Source organism: Bacillus sp. CH_70 (genome assembly GCF_038007045.1).
Lineage (GTDB): Bacteria > Bacillota > Bacilli > Bacillales > Bacillaceae_G > Bacillus_A > Bacillus_A cereus.
Genome location: NZ_JBBOWL010000001.1, coordinates 4,341,459 through 4,365,663, shown reverse-complemented (window position 1 = coordinate 4,365,663; position 24,205 = coordinate 4,341,459). Strand labels below are relative to the sequence as shown.

The following is a 24,205-nucleotide window of genomic DNA, read 5'->3' as shown; positions in this document are numbered from 1 at the left end:
TTTTGCGAAGTGAAAAAGCGTCAATCGTGGCATAATGATATTGCCATAGATTGACGTTTTTATTATATATGAAAAGGAATAAAACATGAAAATCAACCAATACATAAGCGAAGCAAAATCATGCTCAAGACGTGAAACAGACCGCCTTATTAAAGCTGGACGCGTGGCTATTAATGGCGAAATATGTACGCACGGTGCACTTGTGAGCGATGGTGATGTTGTAACGATTGATGGACAGGTTATTGCGAAAGAAGAGAAAGAAAAGGTGTATATCGCATTCCATAAACCAGTCGGAATTACTTGTACAGCAGCTGATCATATTGAAGATAATATTATTGATTATATCAATTACCCAGAGCGAATCTTTCCAGTTGGGCGATTAGATAAAGCATCGGAAGGACTTATTTTATTAACGAATGATGGCGCGATTGCCAATCAAATTTTACACGGTGATCACGAACACGAGAAAGAATATGTTGTCACAGTCGATAAACCTTTTACGGACTGGTTTATTGATGAGATGTCTAGCGGTGTAAAGATTAAAGATGGTATGACGAAGCCGTGCAAAGTGACGAGAGTCGATCAATCAACATTTCGTATCGTTTTAACGCAAGGAATGAACAGGCAAATTCGTAGAATGAGTCGTGCTTTCGGATTTACTGTAATAAAGCTAAAGCGAGTGCGCATTATGAATATAGAGCTAAATGAGCTTGGAGTAGGAAAATGGCGGAACATTGCAACTGAGGAATTAGAGATATTAAAAGGGCAGTTATAGGGAGGAAAAATTTTCTCCCTATATTTTTTTGTCAGAAAAAATAAAACTATTGATTTTTTTAAAAATAGCCCATATAATAAAAAACAACAAGTTTCGACAAGATATTTTATAAAAGTAATGATGAGGACATGAGTTGTATTTTACGATTCTCAGAGAGGGGAGCCTTAGGCTGTGAGCTTCCTAATACGAAAAGACAAGCTTACCACCTCTAAACTTCAAGAGTGAACTGCATGCATGATGCATTGTAATTCTTGACGGATAAAACCGTTATCAATTTACACGAGCTATAAAATGAGCTTATTTTGCTATAAATTCATTTTATTAGAATAAGGGTGGAACCACGATTTCAACACTCGTCCCTTTGTTAGGGACGGGTGTTTTTTGCGTTCTTTTTACGGGGAAGTATGCTTGAAAGAGGATATGTGACGGATTTCAATTCAGAATATTTTGTCAATTTATTATTTTAGGAGGTTAGTAGAAATGAAATCATCTTTAAAGTTTTCAGAGATGTTTGCAATAAGTTTAATGTTATTTGCACTGTTTTTTGGTGCAGGCAATATGATTTTTCCACCAGCGTTAGGGCAAGGTGCTGGAACGGACGTATGGATCGCGCTGTTTGGTTTTATCGTAACAGGGGTTGGACTACCTTTATTAGGAGTAATTGTTATAGCTTTAAAGGGAGATATTAATGAGCTAGCAGGACGTGTACATCCTATATTCGCACTTGTTTTTATCACTGCAATTTATTTATGTTTAGGCGTATTCGTAAGTGTGCCGCGTACAGGAACAGTAGCTTATGAGATGAGTGTTGCACCGTTTTTACCAAGTGAGATAGCTGGTCAGTCATATCCACTTGTTATCTTTACACTTATTTTCTTTGCAGTCACTTTCTATTTAGCTTTAAATCCTTCGAAATTAGTGGGGCGTATTGGTAAAGTACTAACTCCAATATTATTAGCAGTTATTGCAATTATCGTAGGTAAAGCACTTATTACACCAATTGGAGAATTTGGTGCACCGACAGAAGCGTATAGTGCTCCTCTCTTCAAAGGATTTATTGATGGATATTTAACTTTAGATGGACTTGCAGCACTTGTTTTCGGAAATGTTGTAATTCATGCGTTAAAAGAAAAAGGCATTACAAATAAAAATAGTATTGCAAAAGTAACAATCTTTGCAGGATTTATTGCAGCACTTGGTTTACTACTTGTATATTTAGCGCTTGCGTATCTTGGAGCTTCTAGTGTATCGCTTGGAATGGGCGCAAACGGAGGAATTATTTTAACAAATGTCGTGAATCATTTATTTGGTAGCTACGGAACTTTATTACTAGGGATCGCAATTACAGCAGCATGTTTAACAACTTCTGTAGGTATTGTTGCAGCTTGTGGTGATTACTTCTCTTCCTTATTACCAAAGCTTTCTTATCAAAAAGTCGTTTTCATTTTCTGTGTATTAGCATTTATGGTAGCAAACCTTGGGTTAACTCAGTTAAATGCATTAGCATTACCAATCTTAATCGCCATTTATCCAATTGGAATCGTACTTATCGTATTATCACTTGTTGAAAACTACGTTCGTCTTCCATTAGCGATGTATGTGGGCGGGATTGTAGGAGCATTTGCAATAAGTTTCTTTGATGGGTTACACAATGCAAACCTTCAAATTGCAGCGCTAGCACCTATTTTAGATAAGATTCCATTATATAGTGTAGGAATTGGTTGGTTAGTTCCAGGCATAATCGGTATAGGATTTGGTTATATAGTTTCTAAGTTTCAAAAGCAGGAAATTGCTGTAGAAAAATAGGGAAAAGAGGCTTTCTATAATAGAAAGTCTCTTTTTTTGTAGAAAAAGCCACATATAGAGAAATTCAGATATTAAAAATTTTATACGTAATATAGTTGACAAAAAATTTATGAGTAGGCTAAGATTGACTTAGTTGTGGAAATATTGGAAGGGAAGTGAGGGAAAAGGGTTTTCTATAACTAAAGTGTTGTTAGGGGGAAGAGGTGAAAGAAGAGGAGAAGAGATAGTTTATTTTTTTTGATTTATATTGAGAATGATAATCAATAAATAAGTTTTGAAATTTTTTCTCAGTTTCTATGCCTTCATATAAGGAATAGGGTGAGATATTATTTTTAACATTCAATGAGAATGATAATCAATAATACTTATATTACATAAAAGAATGCTAATTAAATAATAGGTAGAAGAGATTATTTTTTTTCTTATAAATTGAGAATAATTATCATTTTCAAAAAGTGAAGTGAAAGATAACCAAGGAGGAAACAAGAAAAATGAAAAAGGTTTCTGTATTACCCGCTTTTATTATAACGTTCGTATGTATGCTAGCTTTTCTTGTAATGCCATACGGGAATGCTTCAGCAAAACTAGCTGATGGTACTTACGATATTAATTACGTAATTCAAAAAGCGGAAAATGATTCAGCTTCAATGGCAAATGACTATTTTGAAAAGCCAGCAAAATTAATAGTGAAAAACGGTGAGATGAGAGTACAAGTTCCGATGAATCATAGTGCTTGGATTACAGAATTTAAAGCACCAGAGAACGGGAATTTTGTTGATGCGAAAGTTGTTAGTAAAGATGAATCGGCAGATAAAAGAACAGTAGAGTTTAAAGTAGATGATTTATCCAAACCAGCAGCTGTAAAAATTCATGTTGTTGTACCAAATGCAAACTATGACCACCACTACACAATTCGTTTTGCTTTTGATGCAAATGTAAAAGCTGTAGGTGGCGATAACGGCGTAGCTGCTACAACAAAAAATAATGATCAAGCGAAAACAGATACACAAGTAAAAGAAGAGAAAACAAAAGTAGAGAGTAAGGAAACAGCTAAAGAAGCGAACAAAGAAACAAAAAATGAAAATGTAAAAGCTGAAAAAACAGATAACCCAAAAACAGGCGATGAAGCACGTATTGGATTGTTTACAGCGTTAATTCTTATTTCAGGTGCTTTCTTAATTCGTAAAGTGAAATTGAGTAAATAAATCTTTTGAAGGGTGATGAATATATGTTTAAACAATTTAAAATGATTATTGCCGTATTTGCTGTTTTATTTACGTTTATCGCAACACTAGGTTTACAAGATGCAAAGGCTGCTACAAAACTAGCTGATGGAAAATATAATATTGCTTTTACTGTATGGAAAGGCGATAAAGATGAATCGTCTAGAATGAATAGTTATTTTGAAAGCCCAGCAACATTAACAGTTAAAAATGGAAAACAATATGTTTCATTTAAAGTGAAAGATAGTGCTTCTATTAAAAGTTTCCAAGTAGAAAAAGATGGTCAATTTGTAGAAACAACCGTGTTAAGTGAAAACAAAAAAGATAATACTAGAGTTGTAGAATTTGAAGTTGCTGACTTGTCAAAAAAACTAAATGGCAAGGTGAAAATTAATATTCCAATTATTAATTATAATGCTTCGTATGATATTCGCTTTGTATTTGATGGGAACAGTATTAAATAATTTTCAAAAGGGAGAGTCGTTCCATTGAACAGGTATACAAAAATTATTGTTGCTATGTTTTTAATGATATTTACATTCGTATCAACATTACAACCACTTGCAGTTCAAGCAGCTACCAAGTTGGCTGACGGTGAATATTCAATTGGCTTCAAAGTTTTAAAAGATACATCAGATGAAGAATCGATGATGAATCAATATTCAGTAAGCCCGGGAACTTTAAAAGTGAAGGATGGGAAAAAGAAAGTATCCTTTACATTAACGAATAGTTCATGGATTACGAAGTTTGAAACAGAAAAAGCAGGTAAGCTAGTTGCGACAAATGTAATTAGTGAAGATAAAGAAAAAGACACAAGAGTAGTAGAATTTGATGTAGAAGATGTAGAGAAGGTATTAAATGCAAAAGTAAAAGTAGATATTGATTTTTTAAATTATCATCATGAGTACGACGTTCGTATTGCATTTGATCAAAATAGCATTACACCAATTCATGTAGAAAAACCAAATGAAAAAGAGGACCCAGCTAATAAGCCAGATCCAAATGAAACTACCGATCCAGGTCAGAAGCCCGACCAAAAGCCTGACCCAGATCAACAACCAAATTCTAACACAATTACAGATGGTGCGTACAGCATTCCATTTAAAGTATTAAAAGATCAAACAGATGAAGAATCTAAGATGAATACTTACATGGTAAATCCAGGAGTATTAAAAGTAGAAAACGGTAAGAAAAAAGCAATTGTAACACTAAAAAGTAGCTCATTAATTAAAAATTTCCAAACGGAAAAAGATGGCGCATTTGTTGATGCAAAAGTAGTGAGTGAGGATAAGGAAAAAGATACAAGAGTAGTAGAGTTTGAAGTAAACGATTTATCTAAAAAACTAAATACAAAAGTATTTATCGAAATGGCATCAAGAAATTATAAGCAAACGCATGATGTACAACTTTTATTTGAACAAGATAAACTTGAACAAATTAAAAATGAAGAGAAACAACCAGAAGTAGAAAAACCGGAAGCAGAAAAACCAGAAGTAGAAAAACCAGAAGTAGAAAAACCAGAAGTAGAAAAACCAGAAGTAGAAAAACCAGAAGTAGAAAAACCAGAAGTAGAAAAACCAGAAGTAGAAAAACCGGAAGTAGAAAAACCGGAAGTAGAAAAACCGGAAGCAGAAAAACCAGATGAAAATAAAAAACCAGATGCTGAAACAATTAAAGATGGTGAATACAGCATCAATTTTAAAGCATTAAAAGATCAAACAGACGAAATTTCAATGATGAACACATATACAAAAAGTCCAGGTGTGCTAAAAGTAAAAGATGGTAAGAAGTATGTATCCTTTACGTTAACGAACAGTTCTTGGATTACAAAATTTGAATTTGAGAAAAATGGTTCATTTGTTGATGCAAATGTAATAAGTGAAGATAAAAAAGCTGATACACGCGTAGTGGAAGTAGAAGTACCAGATTTATCGAAAAAGTTAAATGCAAAAGTAAAAGTAGATATCGATTCAATGAATTATCACCATTTTTACGATATTCAATTTGCATTTGATAAAGGTAGCATTAAGCCGTTAGATAACCAAGGTGGAAACAACAACCAAGGTGGAAACAACAACCAAGGTGGAAACAACAACCAAGGTGGAAACAACAACCAAGGTGGAAACGACAACCAAGGCGGAAATAACAACCAAGGTGGAAACAACAACCAAGGTGGAAACGACAACCAAGGCGGAAATAACAACCAAGGTGGAAATAACAACCAAGGTGGAAACGACAACCAAGGTGGAAACGACAACCAAGGCGGAAATAACAACCAAGATAATAACACAACAATTGATCCAAAAGCTCTTAAAGATGGTGAATACAGCATTGGCTTTAAAGTGTTAAAAAATCAAACAGATGAAATCTCAATGATGAACACATACACAAAAAGCCCAGGTGTATTAAAAGTAAAAGATGGTAAGAAATACGTATCGTTTACATTAACAAATAGTACATGGATTACGAAATTTGAATTTGAGAAGAATGGTTCTTTCGTTAATGCAAAAGTGTTAAGTGAAAATAAAGAACAAAATACAAGAGTAGTAGAAGTAGAAGTAAACGATTTGTCTAAAAAATTAAATGCAAAAGTAAAAGTAGATATTGATTCAATGAATTATCACCATTTCTACGATGTTCAATTTGTATTTGATCAAGACAGTATTAAAGCTTTAGGGAACCAAGGAGGAAACGACAACCAAGGAGGAAACGACAACCAAGGCGGGAATGGAAACCAAGGTGGGAATGGAAACCAAGGTGGAAATAATAACCCGAAAGTAATAGTTGATCCGAAAAATTTAGTAGATGGCCAATATGATATTACATTTAAAGTATTAAAAGATAAAACAGATGAGATTTCAAAGATGAATGACTATGTTGTAAATCCAGCGAAATTAATCGTAAAAGATGGTAAAAAATACATTGAGATGACGCTGAAAAATAGTGCGTGGATTACGAAATTCCAAACGGAAAACAAGGAACTATTCGCTGATGCGAAAGTAGTAAGCGAAGATAAAAATGCAAATACGCGAGTAGTACAGTTTGAAGTAGAAGATCTATTTAAAAAATTAAATGCAAAAGTAAAGGTAGACATCGATGAGATGAACTACCATCATTTCTACGATGTACAAATTCAATTTGATACAAATAATATCGGCGCGTTAGGAACTATTAAAGAGGAACCGAAAAATGAACCGAAAAATCCAGTGACTACACCGAAAGTAGATAATGTAAAAACAGTAGGTACTCCTGATTTTAACCGAAATGCAGATGGTCAGAAGAAAAAAGAAGATACAAAAAATGATTCGAAAAAAGAGAAAAACTCAAAAACTGCAGATACAGCACAACTTGGTTTATACATGGTGTTACTGCTAGGTTCACTTGCTTTACTAGTTCGTAAATATAGAGCAGGTAGATTGTAATTTTTGGAGTCTTGATGCATGTTCGCGTGCATCAAGACTTGTTTCATATTGTATGGAAGGGAGTGGTGATTGAGAGTGAAGAAAATCGTAAGTGTACTAATGGCTATCATTTTGTTAATGAGTATAGCCGGGTGCTCATCACCAAAAAAAGAAACAGCAAAGCAGGTAAAGAGTGAGAGTAAGGAGCGCGTTGTTGCAACAACAGTGGCTGTTACTGAAATTATGGATGCGTTAGAAGTAGATTTAGTCGGCGTTCCAACAAGTTCTAAAACTTTACCGAAGCGATATAAAGGTTTACCTGAAGTTGGGAATCCAATGAGTCCAGATATGGAAAAGGTAAAGTCATTAAAGCCTTCAGAAGTGTTATCTGTGACAACACTTGAATATGAATTAAAGCCAGTTTTTGATGGTGTGGGTATGAAAGCAAACTTTTTAGATTTAACGAGTTTAAAAAATATGCAAAGTTCTATTAGCGATTTAGGTAAGAAATATGGACGTGAAAAGCAGGCTGAAGCAGTAGTAACTAAGTTAGATAAAAAGGTTGCTAGCATTCAAAAGGAAGTAAAAGGAAAGAAAGAACCGACAGTGCTAATTTTATTAGGTGTGCCGGGCAGTTATTTAGTAGCAACAGAGCATTCTTATATTGGAGATTTAGTGAAACAACTAGGTGGTAAAAATATTGTGCAAGGTGAACAAGTAGAATATTTAGCTTCTAATACAGAGTATTTAAAGAAAGCTGATCCAGATATTATTTTACGAGCAGCTCATGGTATGCCTGATGAAGTTGTAAAAATGTTTGATAAAGAATTTAAAACAAATGACATTTGGAAACACTTTGCTGCGGTTAAAAATAACCGTGTATACGATTTAGAAGAGCGTTTATTTGGAACGACAGGCAATTTAGCAGCAATTGAAGCGTTAGATGAATTGAAAAAAATGATGTATCCGTGATGCATTTTAATATAAAGGAAGAGCAGAATGAATAAAAAAACTTGGAGTTTCCTCATTGTTACTGCATTGCTCATTGTTATGACATCATTGTCAGCGATGAAAGGGAGTTTAGAAGTAGGTATTGTTGAACTTGTGCAAGGGATATTTACAGGTGGGAATGAAGATGTTGAAGTCATTAAAGATTTACGTTTCCCGCGTATTATTATTGCGCTGTTCACTGGAGCGGCTCTTGCTGTTTCAGGGGTGCTTTTTCAAGCTGTTATGAAGAATCCACTCGCTGATGCTGGGGTAATCGGTATATCTTCAGGAGCTAGTTTTATGACACTCGTTATTATTACGTTGTTCCCGCAATTCTTTTTCTGGACACCCGTATTCGCCTTTTTAGGTGGTGCGTTTGCGTGTTATCTCGTTTATTCGTTTTCATGGAAGTCAGGGTTAAGCCCGCTTCGCATTATTTTAATTGGTATTGCCATTAATGCGATGTTTACTGGATTAAATGAATCATTCGTTACGATTTGTGGGTATTTTATTAAGAGTATTAAGCAAACGACGACTTCTAACATAACAATGAAGACGTGGGGCGATGTAGAAATAATGGTGACTTATGGAACGATTGGTCTTATTCTTGCTCTGTTCGTAGGAGCTTGGTGTAACTTATTATCGCTACAAGATAAGACTGCGAAAAACTTAGGCTTGCACGTGACGAGAGTTCGTCTTATTATTTCTGCCATTGCAGTACTCTTAGCGGCAGTATCAACAGCGATTGCAGGTGTTATTGCTTTTGTAGGATTACTAGTTCCGCATATTTCAAGACAATTAGTCGGTTCAGACCATAAAGTATTAATTCCATTTTCTGCTCTTGCAGGCGCGTTATTAATTTTGACGGCGGATACGATTGGAAGGTTAATTGTGCCACCTAACGAAATTCCAGCAGCAACAATTATGGCGGTTATTGGTGGTCCATTCTTAATATTCTTGCTTAGAAAGAGTGATAAAGTTCATGGAAATTAAAAATGTAACCTTTTCATACGATAACGTAACAAATCGTTTAAAGTCTGTTAGTAGTGAAATAGAAATTGGGAAAATTACAACAATCATTGGCCCGAATGGATGCGGGAAATCAACATTACTTAGTGTCATGTCTAGAAATCACGTTCCTAGCAGTGGAGAAGTAATACTTGATGGGAAAGCGATTAGTGAATATAAACCGAAAGAGTTTGCTAGAAAGCTAGCAGTTGTCCATCAACAAAATGAGGCTCCAGCAGATATTACAGTGGAAAAGCTAATAAGCTTTGGGCGTATGCCATATAAAAATATTTTCTCTCCGCAAACAGATGAAGATAGAGAAGCGATAGAGCGCGCACTAGTATGTACGAATTTACAAAGTAAGCGTGATAAGCCAATCTATGCTTTATCTGGTGGAGAGAGGCAGCGAGTTTGGATTGCAATGACATTAGCTCAAAATACACCAATGCTTTTCTTAGATGAACCGACAACATATTTAGATATTTACTATCAGCTAGAAATATTAGAGTTAGTGAAAGAGTTAAATGAAGTGTATGGGCTAACGATTGTAATGGTATTACATGATATTAATCAAGCCATTCGTTATAGCGACCATATTATCGTTATGAAAGATGGAAAGATCATTACGAAAGGTAATCCTAATGATGTAATAACAGAAGAAATGGTTAAAGCAATATATGGTGTAGATGTCATTGTAAAGCAGGATGAAGATACCGGATTGTACATGGTACCTATGGGAATCTAAAGGCTGAGCATAATCCGTTTTGAGGTGATAATTTGAATAGTAAGAAAGGACGGAAAAAGAATTCTTTTTTTCAACGTATACTTACAATTGTGTTTTTAGGAATCTTTTTCTATTCAATGTATGAGTTGGGCGGGATTTTCATGGATTATTATGAAAATCGTAAAGTAATGGCTGAGGCACAACATATTTATAAAAGAAGTCCAATGGAAGAAAAATCAGAAGATGGAGAGGTACGTAAACAGTTTCAGGATCTCCAGAAAATTAATCCAGAGATAGTCGGATGGATTACGATGGATGATACACAAATTAATTATCCAATCGTTCAAGCAAAAGATAATGATTACTATTTATTTCGTAATTATAAAGGTGAAGATATGAGAGCGGGCAGCATTTTTATGGACCATCGTAATGATGTGAAATCTCGAAATCGCAATACGATTTTATATGGTCATCGTATGAAAGACGGTTCTATGTTTGGTAGTTTAAAAAAGATGTTGGACGAAGACTTTTTCATGTCCCATCGTAAATTATATTACGATACATTATTTGAAGGATACGACGTTGAAGTTTTTTCAGTATACACGACAACAACGGACTTTTATTACATTGAAACGGATTTTGAAAATGATGCAGCATATACATCGTTCTTAAAGGAAATTCAAGAAAAATCACTGTACAAAACGGATACGGAATTGACGGCTAATGATGAAGTTGTAACACTTTCTACTTGTGACTATGCGCTTGATCCAGAGGCTGGAAGGCTAGTTGTACATGCAAAATTAGTAAAAAGAAATTAAAGAAAAAAGTATAGAATATGAGAAGTGATAGATAACGCTCCTCATATTCTATACTTTAAAAAAGAACTGTTTTTACTGTGCTGCAGCCATTGGCATACGTACAACTTTTACATCATAGTAAGCAATTTTATTATCAAGAATATATTCTGGCATCCCGCCTTGATGTGAATGAGCATCTTTAAATGCGGCGCTCTTTGTCCAACCTTGGAAATCTTCTTTTGCATTCCAGCGAGTGCTAATTGTTACTTCATCATAATCAACTGTATTTTGCGTTAAAAGAACTTCTAGACCTAAAAAGCCTGGCATCGTCTCAACTTTACCTACTTTATTAAAACGCTCAATTAATTTATGTCCATTTCCCTTTGTAATTTTAGCTGTATTTGTAACAATAATCATGTTTATTCCTCCTATAAATGTAGCTATATTTTCAAGAACTCATATACATTAAATGATAATGAAAATCATTATCATTGTCAATGGTAAATGTGAAATATATAATTTTTTTCTATTATTTTGGACAGTGAGATTTCCATTTCAAAACGTAGTAAATATGTGGCGGTTAAGTGCGAGAATGAGCGAGTTGTACTAGCAAAGCAATAATATGGTATAGTGAAACGAGGCTGTTTTTTCAGGCTCGTTTTTTAAATGCTTCCTATAGAGAAAGCATGCAAATGGAAAGGAAGTTATTATATGCGATCAGAAGTAACTATAAAAATAAAACCGAAATTTATAAAAGAAATTAAAAGTGGATATCCACTTATTTTAAAAGATGCAATTCAAAATTTAAACGATGTTCGTGAAGAAGGGACAATCATCAAAGTAGTAGATGAGAAGAACAACTTTGTCGGAAAAGGTTATTATGGAAAACAAAATAAAGGATACGGCTGGATTTTAACGAGAAAAGAGAGTGAACAAATTAATCAATCTTTCTTTGAAAGTAAAATCAAATCAGCCTTACATAAACGAAAACAATTTTATAAATCAAGTGATACGACAGCATTCCGTGTGGTGAATGGTGAAGGTGATGGTCTTGGCGGATTAATTATTGATTACTATGACGGATACTACGTAGTAAGTTGGTATAGTGAAGGGATTTACACTTTCAGAGATGAGATTATAGCAGCTCTTCAAAAAGTAGCAAACTTTAAAGGCATTTATGAGAAAAAGCGTTTTGATACGAAAGGGAAATACATTGAAGGTGATGATTTCGTAGCAGGAGAGCGCGGTGAGTTTCCACTTATCGTAAAAGAGAACGGTGTGAACTTCGCTGTTTATTTAAACGACGGGGCAATGGTTGGTGTATTTTTAGATCAACGTAACGTTCGAAAACAAATTCGTGATAAATATGCAAAGGGAAGAACAGTGTTAAATATGTTCTCTTATACAGGTGCTTTCTCTGTATTTGCAGCGCTGGGCGGAGCGAGTAAAACGACGAGTGTTGACCTTGCAAATCGTAGTTTAAGTAAAACAATTGAGCAGTTTAGTGTCAATGAAGTTGATTATGAAGCACAAGATATTATTGTAGAAGATGTATTTCTTTACTTCAAATATGCAGCGAAGAAAAAGATGAAATTTGATATGGTCGTACTTGATCCTCCAAGCTTCGCCCGATCAAAAAAATATACATTTAGTGCAGCAAAAGATTATAAAAATTTATTAAAAGAAACAATTGCTATTACAGAAAATAACGGGATTATCGTTGCTTCTACAAATTGTAGTGCGTTCGATATGAAAAAGTTTAAAGGCTTTATCGATACGGCATTTAAAGAAATGAATGGCAAATATAAAATATTAGAAGAACATTCTTTACCAGAAGATTTCCGTACCATTGATCAATTTAAAGAAGGAGACTATTTAAAAGTAGTTTTCATCGAGAAAATTAAAGGGTAATAAAGAAAAGGAGCTCGAGTTTACTTGAGCTCCTTTTCTTATTGAACGATATTTTGTACTCTACCGACTTGCCCGTCTTGCAATCGTACTTTAATGCCATGCGGATGGGAAGGGGAGTTTGTTAAAATATCTTTTACAATTCCACGTGTTAATTTGCCGGTGCGTTGATCTTGTTTTAATACAATATCAACTTCAAGGCCGGGTGCGATATTAGAACGTTTTTGTCCGTTCATTTATACACCTGTACGTCTACGTTGGTTGTTTGTTTTCTTCGTTTGTTGGTTTTGTAATTTTTTTGTTTCTTGGCTTTGGTTTTTGGCATTCTGACCATTACCGTTACCTTGCTTTTTCTTTGCAAGTTGTTCGCGCATTAAATCAGCTAAGCTTACTTTTTTGTTTTCTGACATGATAAGTCTCCTTTATATAAAGTTAATTATGAACTATCGTAGTAAATTTCATCATATCATTGTTATGGAAGGAAGGGAAGTTGGTTTGAAAATTCATATTATTCTTCACAGTGTTCATTCGTTACGATACAATTAGCATGTTAATGTTTGTAAAAAGGGGATAGACATATGTCACATCATATTTTATTAGTGGAAGATGATATTTCAATTCAAGAGATGGTGGAAAAGTATTTAATAAAGGAAGGCTTTCAAGTTACGATTGCGTCTGACGGAGAAGAAGGGGTGCAAGCCTTTTTTAAATCATCTTTTGATTTAGTAATCCTTGATATAATGATGCCAAAGTTAGACGGATTAGAGGTTGTACGTATTATTCGTGAAAAAAGTGCAGTTCCGATTTTAATGATGTCGGCAAAAGATACAGATGTTGATAAAGCTGTTGGATTAGGACTTGGAGCAGATGATTACATTTGTAAGCCGTTTTCTATGATTGAATTGGCTGCACGTGTAAAAGCAGGTATTCGGAGGTCTACGAAATACTCGGCTACAGAAACAATAGAAAAAATGATTCAAATTGGTGATTTAACAATTGATCCAATTAATTTTACAGTTGAAAAAAACGGGAAGCCTCTCAAACTTACTTTAAAAGAATTTGAGATTTTAAAGCTATTCGTAAAGAACCAAAATCGTGTATTTACAAAAGCGCAAATATATACGTTAGTTTGGAATGAAGAGTATTACGGTGATGATAACGTTATTAATGTTCATATGAGAAGATTGCGTGAGAAAATCGAAAGTGATCCATCTAATCCAGAATATATTAAAACGTTATGGGGCATCGGCTATAAGTTGGAAGTGATGTAATATGGTCAATTTGTTAATAGGTATTATTTTTATATTGTTATGTGTTATTTATATGCAATATAGAATGAGAAAAAATAGTAGTAAAAATTTACGATACACATATGAAAAGTTAGAAAGTATTGTAAATGACAAAACAGGCGAGACGTTACTCGTTATGACAGATGATCTAGAATTGCAAAAATTATTAGTGGCAATTAATCAATTATTAGATGCAAAACAGAAAACGAATGCAGATCATGCAAAAGTAGAAATTTCGATGAGAAAAATGCTTTCAAATATTTCGCATGACTTGAAAACACCACTAACAGTTATTCTTGGATATACAGAAATGTTAAATAAGGATAAAACGATAAATAAAGAAGAACAACAAATATTACTTGAAAAAGTGCATACGAAAACACTAGAAGTGATGGAGTTAATTCATAAGTTTTTTGACTTGGCAAAATTAGAATCTGGTGACAAAGCAATTGAAATGACAAAAGTAAATATGAATGAAGTTTGCCGCGAGAAGATTTTATCTTTTTATGATTTAGTGACGACGAAAGGTTTTCAGGTTCATATTGATATACCAGAAAGAAATATATACGCACTTGGAAATGTAGAAGTATTAGGTAGGGTATTGAATAATTTAATATCAAATGCGATTACATATGGAGACGATGGAAAGGCACTTGGTATGACGTTAAGAGATGATGAAACGAGTGTGTATATAGACGTATGGGATAAAGGAAAAGGGATTGATGAATCTCATATTGATAAAGTATTTGAGCGTATGTACACACTTGAAGATTCAAGAAATAGATTGTACCAAGGAAGCGGTCTAGGATTAACGATTACGAAACGGCTTGTGGAAGCGATGGACGGAAAAATTCACCTTTCTAGTAAACCGTATGAAAAAACAATTTTTACAATTGTATTAACAAAGATGCAGTTTTAGCTTGTAGAGCAGTAGATTCTACAAGCTTTTTTTCAGCGTAAGGAATTTGTAAGAAACGGGTAAGAAAAAAGAGATTTCCGTTGTCTATTATAGAAATATAGAGTATTGCGAAAGGGGAAAGTAACATGACATATATATTAAAAACAAACCAGTTAACGAAAGTGTTTAAAGGGAAAGAAGTTATTTCCGGTGTTAACATGCATGTGAAAAAAGGAGAAATTTACGGTTTTTTAGGACCAAACGGTGCTGGTAAAACAACGATTATGAAAATGATTACAAATTTAATAAAACCGACGAGTGGTGATATTGAAATCTTCGGTGAAAAATTAACAGATACATCTTATGAAGTATTAAAAAGAATGGGGACAATTATTGAATACCCAATCTTTTATGATAAATTAACGGCGAAAGAAAACTTAGACCTGCATTGTGAATATATGGGCTACTACGATAAAAATGCAATTGACCATGCTTTACATTTAGTGAAACTACAAGGGATAGATAATAAAAAAGTAAAAGATTTTTCATTAGGAATGAAACAACGACTCGGTATTGCAAGGGCAATCGTGACAAAGCCAGAATTGCTCATTTTAGATGAACCAATTAACGGTTTAGATCCAATTGGTATTAAAGAATTACGAGACTTATTTAAAATGCTCTGCAAAGAATACGGTATTACATTATTAGTTTCTAGTCATATTTTAGGTGAGATGGAACTAATGGCGGATACAATTGGTGTGATTCAAAATGGAAAACTAATAAAAGAAGTTTCAATGAAGAGTATTAACGGAAAACAAACAGAGTACATTGAAATCACTGTTCCTGATGTGAAACGTGCAGCTTATATTTTAGAAGATAAACTTGGTATAAAAAACTACAAAATAATGAGTGGAACCATGATTCGTGTGTATGATACGTCAGCGTCTCAGCAGGCCATTTCAAAAGCACTTATTATGAACGATGTGGAAATTGAAAGTATTAATAAGAAACATAGTTCCTTAGAAGAATATTTCTTAAATGTAATGGATGGAGAGGGTATTCATGCTTAATGGACTGTGGCTGAACCTGGTAAGTGGATTTATCGTAATGCTAATAAGTGGAATTTTATATTATAGAAAACCAGAGCGGAAATGGTTGTTCATTGTACTAGTGATAGGAATGTTAAGCTTCGTTACTGCTGGAATTAGAATGTTAGCAGCGTAGAGACAGGTATATAAAGAATGGAGGCGTAATTTATATGTTTAAATTAATGAAGCTCGAATGGAAGAAACATAAATTATCTAGTTACTTTAAAAGTGTAGCAATTTGTATTATAGCAATTTTCGCTGCAGTAAGCCTTATGGCATTGGGAATGAAAGCCGAGGAAGACATGCTCTTCTCTGACTTCACACAGAATATGGCTTTAGTAAATATTTTTATTAGGATAACATTCATTATTTTTAGTTCGGTCATTTTATCACGTTTAGTAATTGATGAGTATAAGAATAAAACGATACAACTATCATTTATGTATCCGCTTCAAAGGAAAATGCTAATGAGTGCGAAATTAACAATTGTTTTTTGTTTTTGTTTTGTGAGTACCATTATCGCGACTTTCATTATTAGTTTGCTCGTATATTTTGTGAGTCCAATGATGGGACTGATTGAAACACCAGCTACGATAGGTGAAATAATAGCTATCGTTCCAGGTACTATTATAAGTGCATTTATGATATCTGGTATAAGTTTAATTCCTTTATTTTTTGGAATGAGAAAGAAATCGACACCGACAACGATTACTTCGGCAGTAATAATTGGTATGCTGATTAGTGGTAACTTTGGTCCTGGAAACGGTCAAGTAAGTATGTTTGATTTTATAGCTATCCCAATCGTGCTCTGTTTATTAGGAATTTTCATTAGCTATCTATCGTTTCGTAAAATTGACAAGATAGATGTGGCGTGAAGTAAGCCTAAAACAACAACGAACTGGGGTATAAATGGTGAAAAAAATAATAGTAATTGCAATATTATTCATTACAATTGCTAGTGTAGTTTTTGGTATTAAGGTATTTCAGGGGAAAGATTTTAAGAAAGAAAAGTCTTTTGAGATAAATAATATAAAAGCAATAGAAGTAGACATTGAAAACTGGAATCTTGAATTTAAAAGTACAGACGCTAATAAAATAGTAATTTCCGCTCAAGGTGAACAAGCAGATAAAGAGATAGATCCCGTCAAAATAGAAAATGATGAAAATAAACTTGTGATTAAGCAAAAGCAAAAGGTGAACAGATTTTTTTATGGTTTTACGTTTAGGAAGAAAAATAGTATATCTATAGCTATTCCGAAGAAAGAAATAGATAAAATTGTATTAAATAATAAATCGGGTGATGTGAAAATAAACGATATAGTAGTAAAAAGCATCGTGACAAAAGGAAAATCTGGAGATGGAATGATTACAGGACTATCGGCAGAGAAGGGTGAATTTACATCCGAAAGTGGAGATTTAATGTTAAAAGATGGTTCATTACAAGAAGTAAATATAACTTCCACTACTGGTGATAATTATGTAAAAAATGTAAAAAACGAAAATATGAACATCACTTCAACATCTGGGGAAGTATTACTGAAAGATATGACAGAAGGAAAATCATTATTTGTAGAAACAAAATCAGGGGATATTGGCGTACGATATAAAGGTGTCCCGGCATCATTGAAGCTTATGGCTAAAAGTAATTCGGCTGACGTAATAGTGGATTTAAAAGGATTTAAGAAAGATAAAAGTACAGAAAAAATAAAAGTAGGAACCATTGGTGATGCAAAAAACAAAGTGGAGATTTTAAGTAAGACAGGGGTAATTTATATCGATTAAAATATAAATGAAAGGAGGACTATCATGCTACGTCTTATGAAGCTAGAAATGAAGAAGTTTAAGCTTGGATGGTATGTAAGGAGAGCGATTATTGCAAATATCGCTATACTGGCATTAATGATCTTTACGAGCATCGTTGCTCAAGTAGAAGGGGATCCGGAAATAAGGGATCCACAGATGATGTTGTTAACGGCTAGTACATTAGTAAGAGCAACATTTATTATTTTTGGTAGTGTGTTAATCGCAAGGTTAATAATTGGTGAATATAAAAACAAAACAATACTACTTATGTTTTCTTATCCTATTAATCGGAAGAAAATGATGATTAGTAAGTTGGTTATTACAGCAACATTAACATTTATAACAGTTATTGTATCTAACATTTTAGTAGTAGGAGTTTTCTTTGGGATAGATAGCTATTTTTCAATTCTTCCTAATCCATTTACAGTAGAGCAATTGACGCAAGAAGGAATAAAACTGGTTCCTTTAGCCATTGCCACTGCGGGAATAAGTTTAATCCCAATATATTTCGGAATGCGTAAACGTTCAGTGCCAGCTACAATTGTTTCGTCTCTTATCGTTGTATCAATTGCAATGAATACCAACCCAGCGTTTTCTACAGCAACTTTTCTTCCCCTTCAACTAGCACTTGCAGCAATTGGAGTTGTGATTGCATATTACGGCATTAAAAATATAGAGAAGGAAGATATAACTGTATGATAAGAATATACAAAAAAGAGTTGGCGTTACACCAACTCTTTTTTGTATATGTACGCTTCGTTACTACTCTGTAAATTTAGAGTGTGTGCTTAAATACTTTTGCACTTCTGGAGAAATGTTAAAGTTATTAGGACTTTTATATTCGATAGTAAACTCGCCGTCGGTACTTGTTTCAAAGGAGATTGCATAGCTATTCATTTTAGCATCGTAAGAAGTGTTTTTGACTTCTGCATCTAGATTAAAATATTTTGTAATATATTCTTTTGATTCCGTAATTGCTACTTGTTTTCCCCAAGGGGTACCATAATAGGTGAAATAAAGAGATACACTAATAACTCCAATAAGAGAAGTTAGTAAAATAGTTCCCATAGCTATTTTTTTATTTTTTGTATTCAATTTGGTTACTCCTCTTCGTAATATGTATTCATTTTAACCTATCTTTTCCATAAAACAACCATTTTTAAAAAATAGTTTCACATGAAACAAGTTACAGAAAAAGACAAGATATGTAAACATCTTGTCTTTTTTGTCGTTACATTTTAGGAGCTTCCATTCCAGCCGCAGCCCATTCTTCTTTTGCGGGGCCATATACGCCAGGAACTGTTAAGCCAGCTTGTCGCATTAAAACCGTCATTTGTCCGCGGTGGTGATTTTGATGATTAATGAGTGTCATTAAAAATATAGAATTCGGCATAGGGCGACCAAAGAAGTCATTAATAGTAGCTAAGTCTTTATCAGTCCATTTACTTTGAAGTGTTTCAACAAAAGCCGCGTTTACTTTACGGTATTCATCTGCAATTTTTTTTGCAGAAGTTGGAACAGGATAATCTTTCGTTTCTCCTTCAAACTTTAGCCCTGTGCCAGATAGTATAACAGGAATTGCTGTCACGATATGCCAAGCAACTCTTCCTAAAGTCCAATGTTCAGGTGCAATTTCCCGTGATAAAGATGCATCGGTTAATGAATCAAGCATTTTCTGAGTAGACTCTGCTTCGTATGTCCATGATTGCAAGAAGCCTTCAATTGTTTGGTACATTATTGTTATCCCCCTCTACTTATGTTCATAGATTAAGTTCGAGAAGAAATGACAAGTTCCCTTTATGTTTTAATGATGGTATTTAAAATTTTATATATAAATTTTATGATACTATTGAGTGTATATAGAATTATATTAATTTAGGGGGATATTATGAAAAGATTGATTTTAGGAATCATAATTTTATTTTTAATGGTAGGGTGTAGCAATGAAACCTATAAAAAAGCAATGGATCAAGGGAAATTGGCGTTAGCGAGTAAAGAATATGACACGGCAGTAGCATCATTTGAGCTAGCATTAGAAGAGAAAAAGGATGATAAAGAAGCAAAGGTATTAAAAGACCAAACTACTAAGATGATAAGTTCGATAAAAGAGAAATCGAGTGGAAATATAGAACAAGCAATAGGTTTGTTTCAAGAAGTAGAAAAGATGAAAGATGGTTCCGCAATCCTTCAAAGTCAAGCGAAAGAACAAAAAGATTCGCTCATAGAGCATAAAGAGTTAAAAGGTCAATATATAGGTCAATTGGAAAAGGCAGAGAAGTTAAAGAATGATAAAAAGTATGAAGAGGCTAAAGGGATAGTAAATAAAATTGTTAACGATACTGGCCAAAATCAACAATTTATTTCGGAAAATCAACGGGCCGAAGAGCTGAATAAGCAAATAGATGGCTTACTAACTCAACAAGCAGAAGTTAAGAAAAAAGAGGAAGAGTTAAAAAATGAAAAGAAAAAAGAGGCTGATATTGGAAAGTTAAAGGGGTCTTGGATGTCATCAGAAAGTACAGACAGGCCAGTTGGGTTGGAAATAGAATCTATTAATAGTGAGAAAACAGGCGGAGAATTTATGGAACATAATATTTTTGGGAAAGGGACTACTATAGGAGACTTTCGAATATTAAGTGTGGACCAAGGGATTATTTCCATAGAGCTTGTATTTTTAATGGGAGAAAGAAAACAGAAGGTTGATTTGAAACTTGAGGAGAACACATTAACTGTACATCATGAGTTTATGGGAGGGACTAAATCTGTGAAATTAGTGAGATCAGAGTAATTTATCCCGCTATTCACCTGCAGTAAAATTCCCACCTCAAGATTCGGCTGGAGCAAAGAAGTTGGGTGGGAGATCTACTGCTCATAAAAGCCCAATTGGTTTGGGTTAATAATCAGTGGGGATGAAGAACCCCCCACTAATTAAAGTTTCACTTTATTTAGTATATAAAAAGGAGGCTTCTAAAACGAAGCCGTCTTTTAATTAACCTTCTTCCCACTCTTCCTCATCAACCATAAGAAATAAGGCGCTCCAAGTACAGCGACGACAAGGCCAGAAGGGATTTCTTTCGGATATGCGATTGTACGTCCAAGTAAGTCAGCAACAGAAAGAAGGATTGCTCCAAATAGTGCTGAACAAACGAATAGTCTTTGATGGTTCATACCAACAACAATTCTTGCTAAGTGAGGTGCGACAAGGCCTAAAAAGGCAATTGTACCGACAGCAGCGATATTTACTGATGCAAGTAGTGTCGCTAGCACAATTAGAGCAAGACGTGTTTTATTTACTGGTTGCCCAAGTCCAGTTGCTAGATCGTCTCCCAGTACGAGAACGTCAAGTTGTTTTATTAAGAAAAAGATAATGAATACAAGAATTAGAGATGGATATAGAATGATATTTTCTAAGTGATTCCACCCTCTTGCATACGTACTGCCAGATAACCATGTTAAAGCAGCGGCAACATTCAAATTGGCTCTAACGATAAAGATTTGAATAATTGCTGAGCCAAGTGCAGAAATACCAATCCCTATTAAAGCAAGAGCTGTGGGGCTAAACCCTGATTTCCATGAGAAGAAGAGGACAATTCCTACTGCAAGTAGTCCACCAATAAATGCACCAATTGGTAGGAAGAAACCAGGAAGTGCAGGAAAGACATACATAACAGTTAAAGCACCGACACCAGCTCCCGATGAAATACCAATAATAGAAGGATCGGCAAGTGGGTTTCGTAATATACCTTGGAAAACAAGCCCACTTATTGCAAGGCATGCACCAGCAATAGCGGCAACGAGCATTCTTGGTAATCGAAGATTCATCATCATGTTTTTGTCAAATTGTGTTAATTGACCTGATATAACATTTGTAATGCTTTCGATATAAGCGTTACTACCGATTGTAACACCAAGAGCAATCGTCACAATACAAAGTGTGATAGATATAATGATTACCTTTTTATAAGAGTAATAGCGGGAACTAGCTCCAGCTGCATTCGCACCGTTATCATTCATATATTGTTTCGACTTCATCATTCGATAAACTAAGTAAATAAGCCAAGGAGATCCAATCATTGCTGTGACTGCCCCAACAGGAAGTTCTGCACCGGTTGGATCTATTAATCTACCGACAACATCTGCTCCAAGCAATAATACTGCCCCCCATAAGAAAGAAGAGAGAAGAAGAGTAAAGTGTTGACGGTATCCGATAAGGCGCATTAAATGAGGTGCAACTAAGCCGACAAATCCAATTGGTCCAACAACAGTAACAATTACTGCTGTTAAAAAGATTGCAGCAATGAAGGCGATAAGACGTGTTACTGCTGTTTTTTCACCAAGAGAAACAGCAACATCATCACCAAATAAGAGAATGTTGAGTTTACGAGATATAAATAGTAAAACTAGGAAAGAAATAATGATAAATGGAAAAGCAAATTGAACGCCATCCCAGTTATTTTGAATAAGAGATCCAGCTCCCCATAAAAATAAACCAGCTGTTTCATTTTCATAGAAAAGCTGCATCGTTCCGGTAAAGGCAGAGAGCATTAATGTAACGACCATACCAGCTAATGCCATTCTGAGTGGGGTTCCCTTTTTTCCACCAGAAATACGGTATACAAATAAAGCAATAATAGCACCGCCGATAAATGTGAACAGAAGAGAATTAATTTGTAAACCTTTCGGTAAGAAAATTGTAGCCGCTACTAGAAAGAAATATGCACCAGAGTGAATACCCATTGTACTGGATTCAGCAAGTGGATTTTTCGTTAACGTTTGTAAAATAACCCCAGATGCAGCAAGAGCACCTCCAGCTAAAATGGCAATTACAGCTCTAGGTAATCGAAGCATGATTAAAGTTTGATGTTCTAGCGATTGGTTCGGTGAGATAAGAGCATCAATAATCATACTATAGGAAATGTTTGCTTGACCTTGTCCGATATGAATAAAGAAAAGGAGGAGCAAGAGAGCTGCTCCTCCTCCGAATACAAAACTTGCTCGAAGTGTATGTTGTAGGCTATTCATCGCTTAATCACTTCTTCGCTGTCATTACATCTGCTACTTGTGTTGCTAAAGATGTTGCAGACTCAGGACCACCGAAAATCCAAGTGTCGCCTTTTAATTTATATATTTTGTTTTCTTTTTTGAACTTTAATTCTTCCCAAGCAGGGTTGCCTTTTAGTTGCGTGTCAAAAATGTTATCTTCATCCGCTACAATGTAAATGAAGTTTGAATCTTGTACACTTTGTAATGATTCTACAGTTGTTTGTTTAAAACCATCTGGCTCAGATTTTCCTGCTTCAAAAGTATTTGTTAAACCTAGTTTTTTTGTAACTTGTAAAGCTAAAGAATTGTCAGTTAAGATACGGAACGTTGGTACGTTTTTAGCAGTAAATGCTTGTGCCATTGCGATGTTTTTATCTTTTAAGTCTGCTTTCTCAATTTTTGCTTTTGCATCAGCGAATGCTTTATCCATATCAGCTAATACTTTTTTACCTTCTTCTTCTTTTCCAACTGCTTTTGCAATTTGTTTAAATGTTTCTGTCATTTCAGCAAAGTGATCGTTATTGCTTGTTGATGGATCAAACATAACTGTTGGTGCAATTTGCTCTAATTCATTTTTAATTGCTTTACCACGGAATGAAGCTGTGATAATTAAGTCTGGTTTTAAACGGCTAATTTCTTCTAAGTTTGGTTGTTGACGTGTCCCTACATCTACAACATCTTTACTTGGTTTTGTTTTTGTATTTACCCATTTATTATAATTCTTAATGTCTGCCATCCCTACTGGCTGAACACCAAGTGCTAATAAGTCTTCTGAATATACCCACTCAAGTACAACTACTTTTTTCGCTGGTTTATCTAACTTCGTTTCCCCTTCAGCGTGTTTAATTGTTATAGCTTGATTTTTATTGTCCGCTTTTGTTTCTTTTTTCTCCTCTTTTTGCTGTCCGCATCCAACAGCGAATAGAAGAACTACTATGAAAATACTGAGAATTTTCTTCATCTTCTGCCCCCAAATTAAGTGTTTTTTGTAACTAGCACCATAAGTGAAAATGGTTATCAATTACAACACCCAAATCATACTATGAGGGTATTTTAAGTGTCAATATATTTTTAAAATTTTGACGAAAAATAACAAATTATATGAATTTTTATATATTATAGTCGTTATTTATCCCGTTATTTGCCCGGCTGTAAGATTCACATCTCAAAATTTGGATGGAGCAAAGAAGTTAGGTGGGAGTCGGGCTGATTAAAGTTTCACTTTATGGAGAGTAAGTCTCTTTACTAAAAAGATTGGCGAATGTGAAAAGTTTAAATGGGAACTTGGCTGTACGAAAGTGTAATGTGTATGGTTAATAATCTGTGGAGATGGGGCGAAAGTACAAGCAAAAGGAGTGAGAATCGCATGTAATAATTACTAGAATGTATGGAATAAACCTGTGTTTATCCCTAATAGGTAAAGTATTTCTTTGTTATTTAGATAGATGTTTT

The 24,205-nt window shown here is 34.3% G+C and carries 25 protein-coding genes and 1 other annotated feature; of the genes, 18 read left to right on the top strand and 7 right to left on the bottom strand.

What is annotated here, in order from left to right; genetic code table 11:
- The first annotated feature begins 85 nt into the window (after positions 1–85).
- The 9 genes from N2V79_RS22290 to srtB all read left to right on the top strand — a co-directional run bounded on the left by N2V79_RS22290 (position 86) and on the right by srtB (position 10,745).
- Positions 86–775, top strand: a complete 690-nt coding sequence (locus tag N2V79_RS22290; RefSeq protein ID WP_000700737.1) for a 23S rRNA pseudouridine(2604) synthase RluF — start codon at positions 86–88, stop codon at positions 773–775.
- A 108-nt stretch (positions 776–883) separates the two neighbouring features.
- Positions 884–1,139: a binding site (T-box leader), on the top strand.
- Between the two features lie 116 nt (positions 1,140–1,255).
- On the top strand, positions 1,256–2,581 hold the full coding sequence (brnQ6, locus tag N2V79_RS22285) for a branched-chain amino acid transport system II carrier protein BrnQ6 (protein ID WP_000842650.1): 1,326 nt from the start codon (positions 1,256–1,258) through the stop codon (positions 2,579–2,581).
- A gap of 491 nt (positions 2,582–3,072) precedes the next feature.
- Complete coding sequence (gene isdC, locus N2V79_RS22280) at positions 3,073–3,786, top strand: heme uptake protein IsdC (protein ID WP_069356277.1); 714 nt, start codon at positions 3,073–3,075, stop codon at positions 3,784–3,786.
- Between the two features lie 23 nt (positions 3,787–3,809).
- A complete protein-coding gene (locus N2V79_RS22275; RefSeq protein ID WP_000476164.1) occupies positions 3,810–4,268 on the top strand; it encodes an NEAT domain-containing protein in 459 nt (152 codons plus the stop codon).
- A gap of 24 nt (positions 4,269–4,292) precedes the next feature.
- Positions 4,293–7,226, top strand: coding sequence for an NEAT domain-containing protein (locus tag N2V79_RS22270; protein ID WP_340720220.1), 2,934 nt, complete (start codon positions 4,293–4,295; stop codon positions 7,224–7,226).
- Positions 7,227–7,295: 69 nt separating this feature from the next.
- Complete coding sequence (gene isdE, locus N2V79_RS22265; protein ID WP_001264109.1) at positions 7,296–8,177, top strand: heme ABC transporter substrate-binding protein IsdE; 882 nt, start codon at positions 7,296–7,298, stop codon at positions 8,175–8,177.
- Between the two features lie 27 nt (positions 8,178–8,204).
- On the top strand, positions 8,205–9,188 hold the full coding sequence (locus tag N2V79_RS22260; RefSeq protein ID WP_001036841.1) for a FecCD family ABC transporter permease: 984 nt from the start codon (positions 8,205–8,207) through the stop codon (positions 9,186–9,188).
- A complete protein-coding gene (locus N2V79_RS22255) occupies positions 9,178–9,948 on the top strand; it encodes an ABC transporter ATP-binding protein (RefSeq protein ID WP_053563581.1) in 771 nt (256 codons plus the stop codon). The genes N2V79_RS22260 and N2V79_RS22255 overlap by 11 nt, the downstream gene beginning before the upstream one ends.
- 32 nt (positions 9,949–9,980) lie before the next feature.
- Positions 9,981–10,745: a class B sortase gene (gene srtB / locus N2V79_RS22250; RefSeq protein WP_069356274.1), complete on the top strand. Its 765-nt coding sequence runs from the start codon at positions 9,981–9,983 to the stop codon at positions 10,743–10,745.
- A 72-nt stretch (positions 10,746–10,817) separates the two neighbouring features.
- On the opposite strand, the gene isdG is transcribed toward srtB, so the two are convergent.
- Positions 10,818–11,141: a heme oxygenase gene (gene isdG / locus N2V79_RS22245; RefSeq protein WP_000587818.1), complete on the bottom strand. Its 324-nt coding sequence runs from the start codon at positions 11,139–11,141 to the stop codon at positions 10,818–10,820.
- 294 nt (positions 11,142–11,435) lie between these two features.
- On the opposite strand from isdG, the gene N2V79_RS22240 reads away from it, so the two are divergent.
- Complete coding sequence (locus N2V79_RS22240; RefSeq protein ID WP_053563583.1) at positions 11,436–12,635, top strand: class I SAM-dependent rRNA methyltransferase; 1,200 nt, start codon at positions 11,436–11,438, stop codon at positions 12,633–12,635.
- A gap of 38 nt (positions 12,636–12,673) precedes the next feature.
- Here N2V79_RS22240 and N2V79_RS22235 read toward each other — a convergent pair whose 3' ends face one another.
- Both N2V79_RS22235 and N2V79_RS22230 read right to left on the bottom strand, forming a co-directional pair.
- A complete protein-coding gene (locus tag N2V79_RS22235) occupies positions 12,674–12,868 on the bottom strand; it encodes a YwbE family protein (RefSeq protein ID WP_001014310.1) in 195 nt (64 codons plus the stop codon).
- Entirely contained in the window at positions 12,869–13,042 is a 174-nt protein-coding gene (locus N2V79_RS22230) for a hypothetical protein (protein ID WP_001293578.1), read from the bottom strand.
- Between the two features lie 168 nt (positions 13,043–13,210).
- On the opposite strand from N2V79_RS22230, the gene N2V79_RS22225 reads away from it, so the two are divergent.
- From N2V79_RS22225 to N2V79_RS22195, 7 genes are all read left to right on the top strand, one after another.
- Positions 13,211–13,903, top strand: coding sequence for a response regulator transcription factor (locus N2V79_RS22225; protein ID WP_075719095.1), 693 nt, complete (start codon positions 13,211–13,213; stop codon positions 13,901–13,903).
- 1 nt (position 13,904) lies between these two features.
- Positions 13,905–14,840, top strand: coding sequence for a HAMP domain-containing histidine kinase (locus tag N2V79_RS22220; protein WP_061660443.1), 936 nt, complete (start codon positions 13,905–13,907; stop codon positions 14,838–14,840).
- A gap of 125 nt (positions 14,841–14,965) precedes the next feature.
- On the top strand, positions 14,966–15,889 hold the full coding sequence (locus tag N2V79_RS22215) for an ABC transporter ATP-binding protein (protein WP_043938371.1): 924 nt from the start codon (positions 14,966–14,968) through the stop codon (positions 15,887–15,889).
- Positions 15,882–16,043 carry a hypothetical protein gene (locus N2V79_RS22210; protein WP_000931813.1) on the top strand — a complete coding sequence of 54 codons (162 nt, stop codon included), beginning with the start codon at positions 15,882–15,884 and terminating at the stop codon, positions 16,041–16,043. Before N2V79_RS22215 ends, N2V79_RS22210 begins: the two co-directional genes overlap by 8 nt.
- 34 nt (positions 16,044–16,077) lie before the next feature.
- A complete protein-coding gene (locus N2V79_RS22205) occupies positions 16,078–16,782 on the top strand; it encodes an ABC transporter permease (protein WP_000475542.1) in 705 nt (234 codons plus the stop codon).
- Between the two features lie 34 nt (positions 16,783–16,816).
- Complete coding sequence (locus tag N2V79_RS22200; RefSeq protein WP_340720219.1) at positions 16,817–17,689, top strand: DUF4097 family beta strand repeat-containing protein; 873 nt, start codon at positions 16,817–16,819, stop codon at positions 17,687–17,689.
- A 24-nt stretch (positions 17,690–17,713) separates the two neighbouring features.
- Positions 17,714–18,409 (top strand): ABC transporter permease, encoded by a 696-nt coding sequence (locus N2V79_RS22195; protein ID WP_197242802.1) that lies wholly within the window; start codon positions 17,714–17,716, stop codon positions 18,407–18,409.
- 63 nt (positions 18,410–18,472) lie between these two features.
- Here N2V79_RS22195 and N2V79_RS22190 read toward each other — a convergent pair whose 3' ends face one another.
- Together N2V79_RS22190 and N2V79_RS22185 are read right to left on the bottom strand one after the other, a co-directional pair.
- A complete protein-coding gene (locus tag N2V79_RS22190) occupies positions 18,473–18,805 on the bottom strand; it encodes a YfjL-like protein (protein ID WP_197242800.1) in 333 nt (110 codons plus the stop codon).
- A 136-nt stretch (positions 18,806–18,941) separates the two neighbouring features.
- Complete coding sequence (locus tag N2V79_RS22185; RefSeq protein ID WP_069356269.1) at positions 18,942–19,445, bottom strand: DinB family protein; 504 nt, start codon at positions 19,443–19,445, stop codon at positions 18,942–18,944.
- Positions 19,446–19,598: 153 nt separating this feature from the next.
- On the opposite strand from N2V79_RS22185, the gene N2V79_RS22180 reads away from it, so the two are divergent.
- Positions 19,599–20,498, top strand: coding sequence for a hypothetical protein (locus N2V79_RS22180; protein ID WP_025709896.1), 900 nt, complete (start codon positions 19,599–19,601; stop codon positions 20,496–20,498).
- Positions 20,499–20,695: 197 nt separating this feature from the next.
- On the opposite strand, the gene fhuB is transcribed toward N2V79_RS22180, so the two are convergent.
- Positions 20,696–22,732, bottom strand: a complete 2,037-nt coding sequence (gene fhuB, locus N2V79_RS22175) for a Fe(3+)-hydroxamate ABC transporter permease FhuB (protein ID WP_340720218.1) — start codon at positions 22,730–22,732, stop codon at positions 20,696–20,698.
- Positions 22,733–22,739: 7 nt separating this feature from the next.
- Positions 22,740–23,714: an ABC transporter substrate-binding protein gene (locus tag N2V79_RS22170; RefSeq protein ID WP_340720217.1), complete on the bottom strand. Its 975-nt coding sequence runs from the start codon at positions 23,712–23,714 to the stop codon at positions 22,740–22,742.
- Positions 23,715–24,205 lie beyond the last annotated feature (491 nt).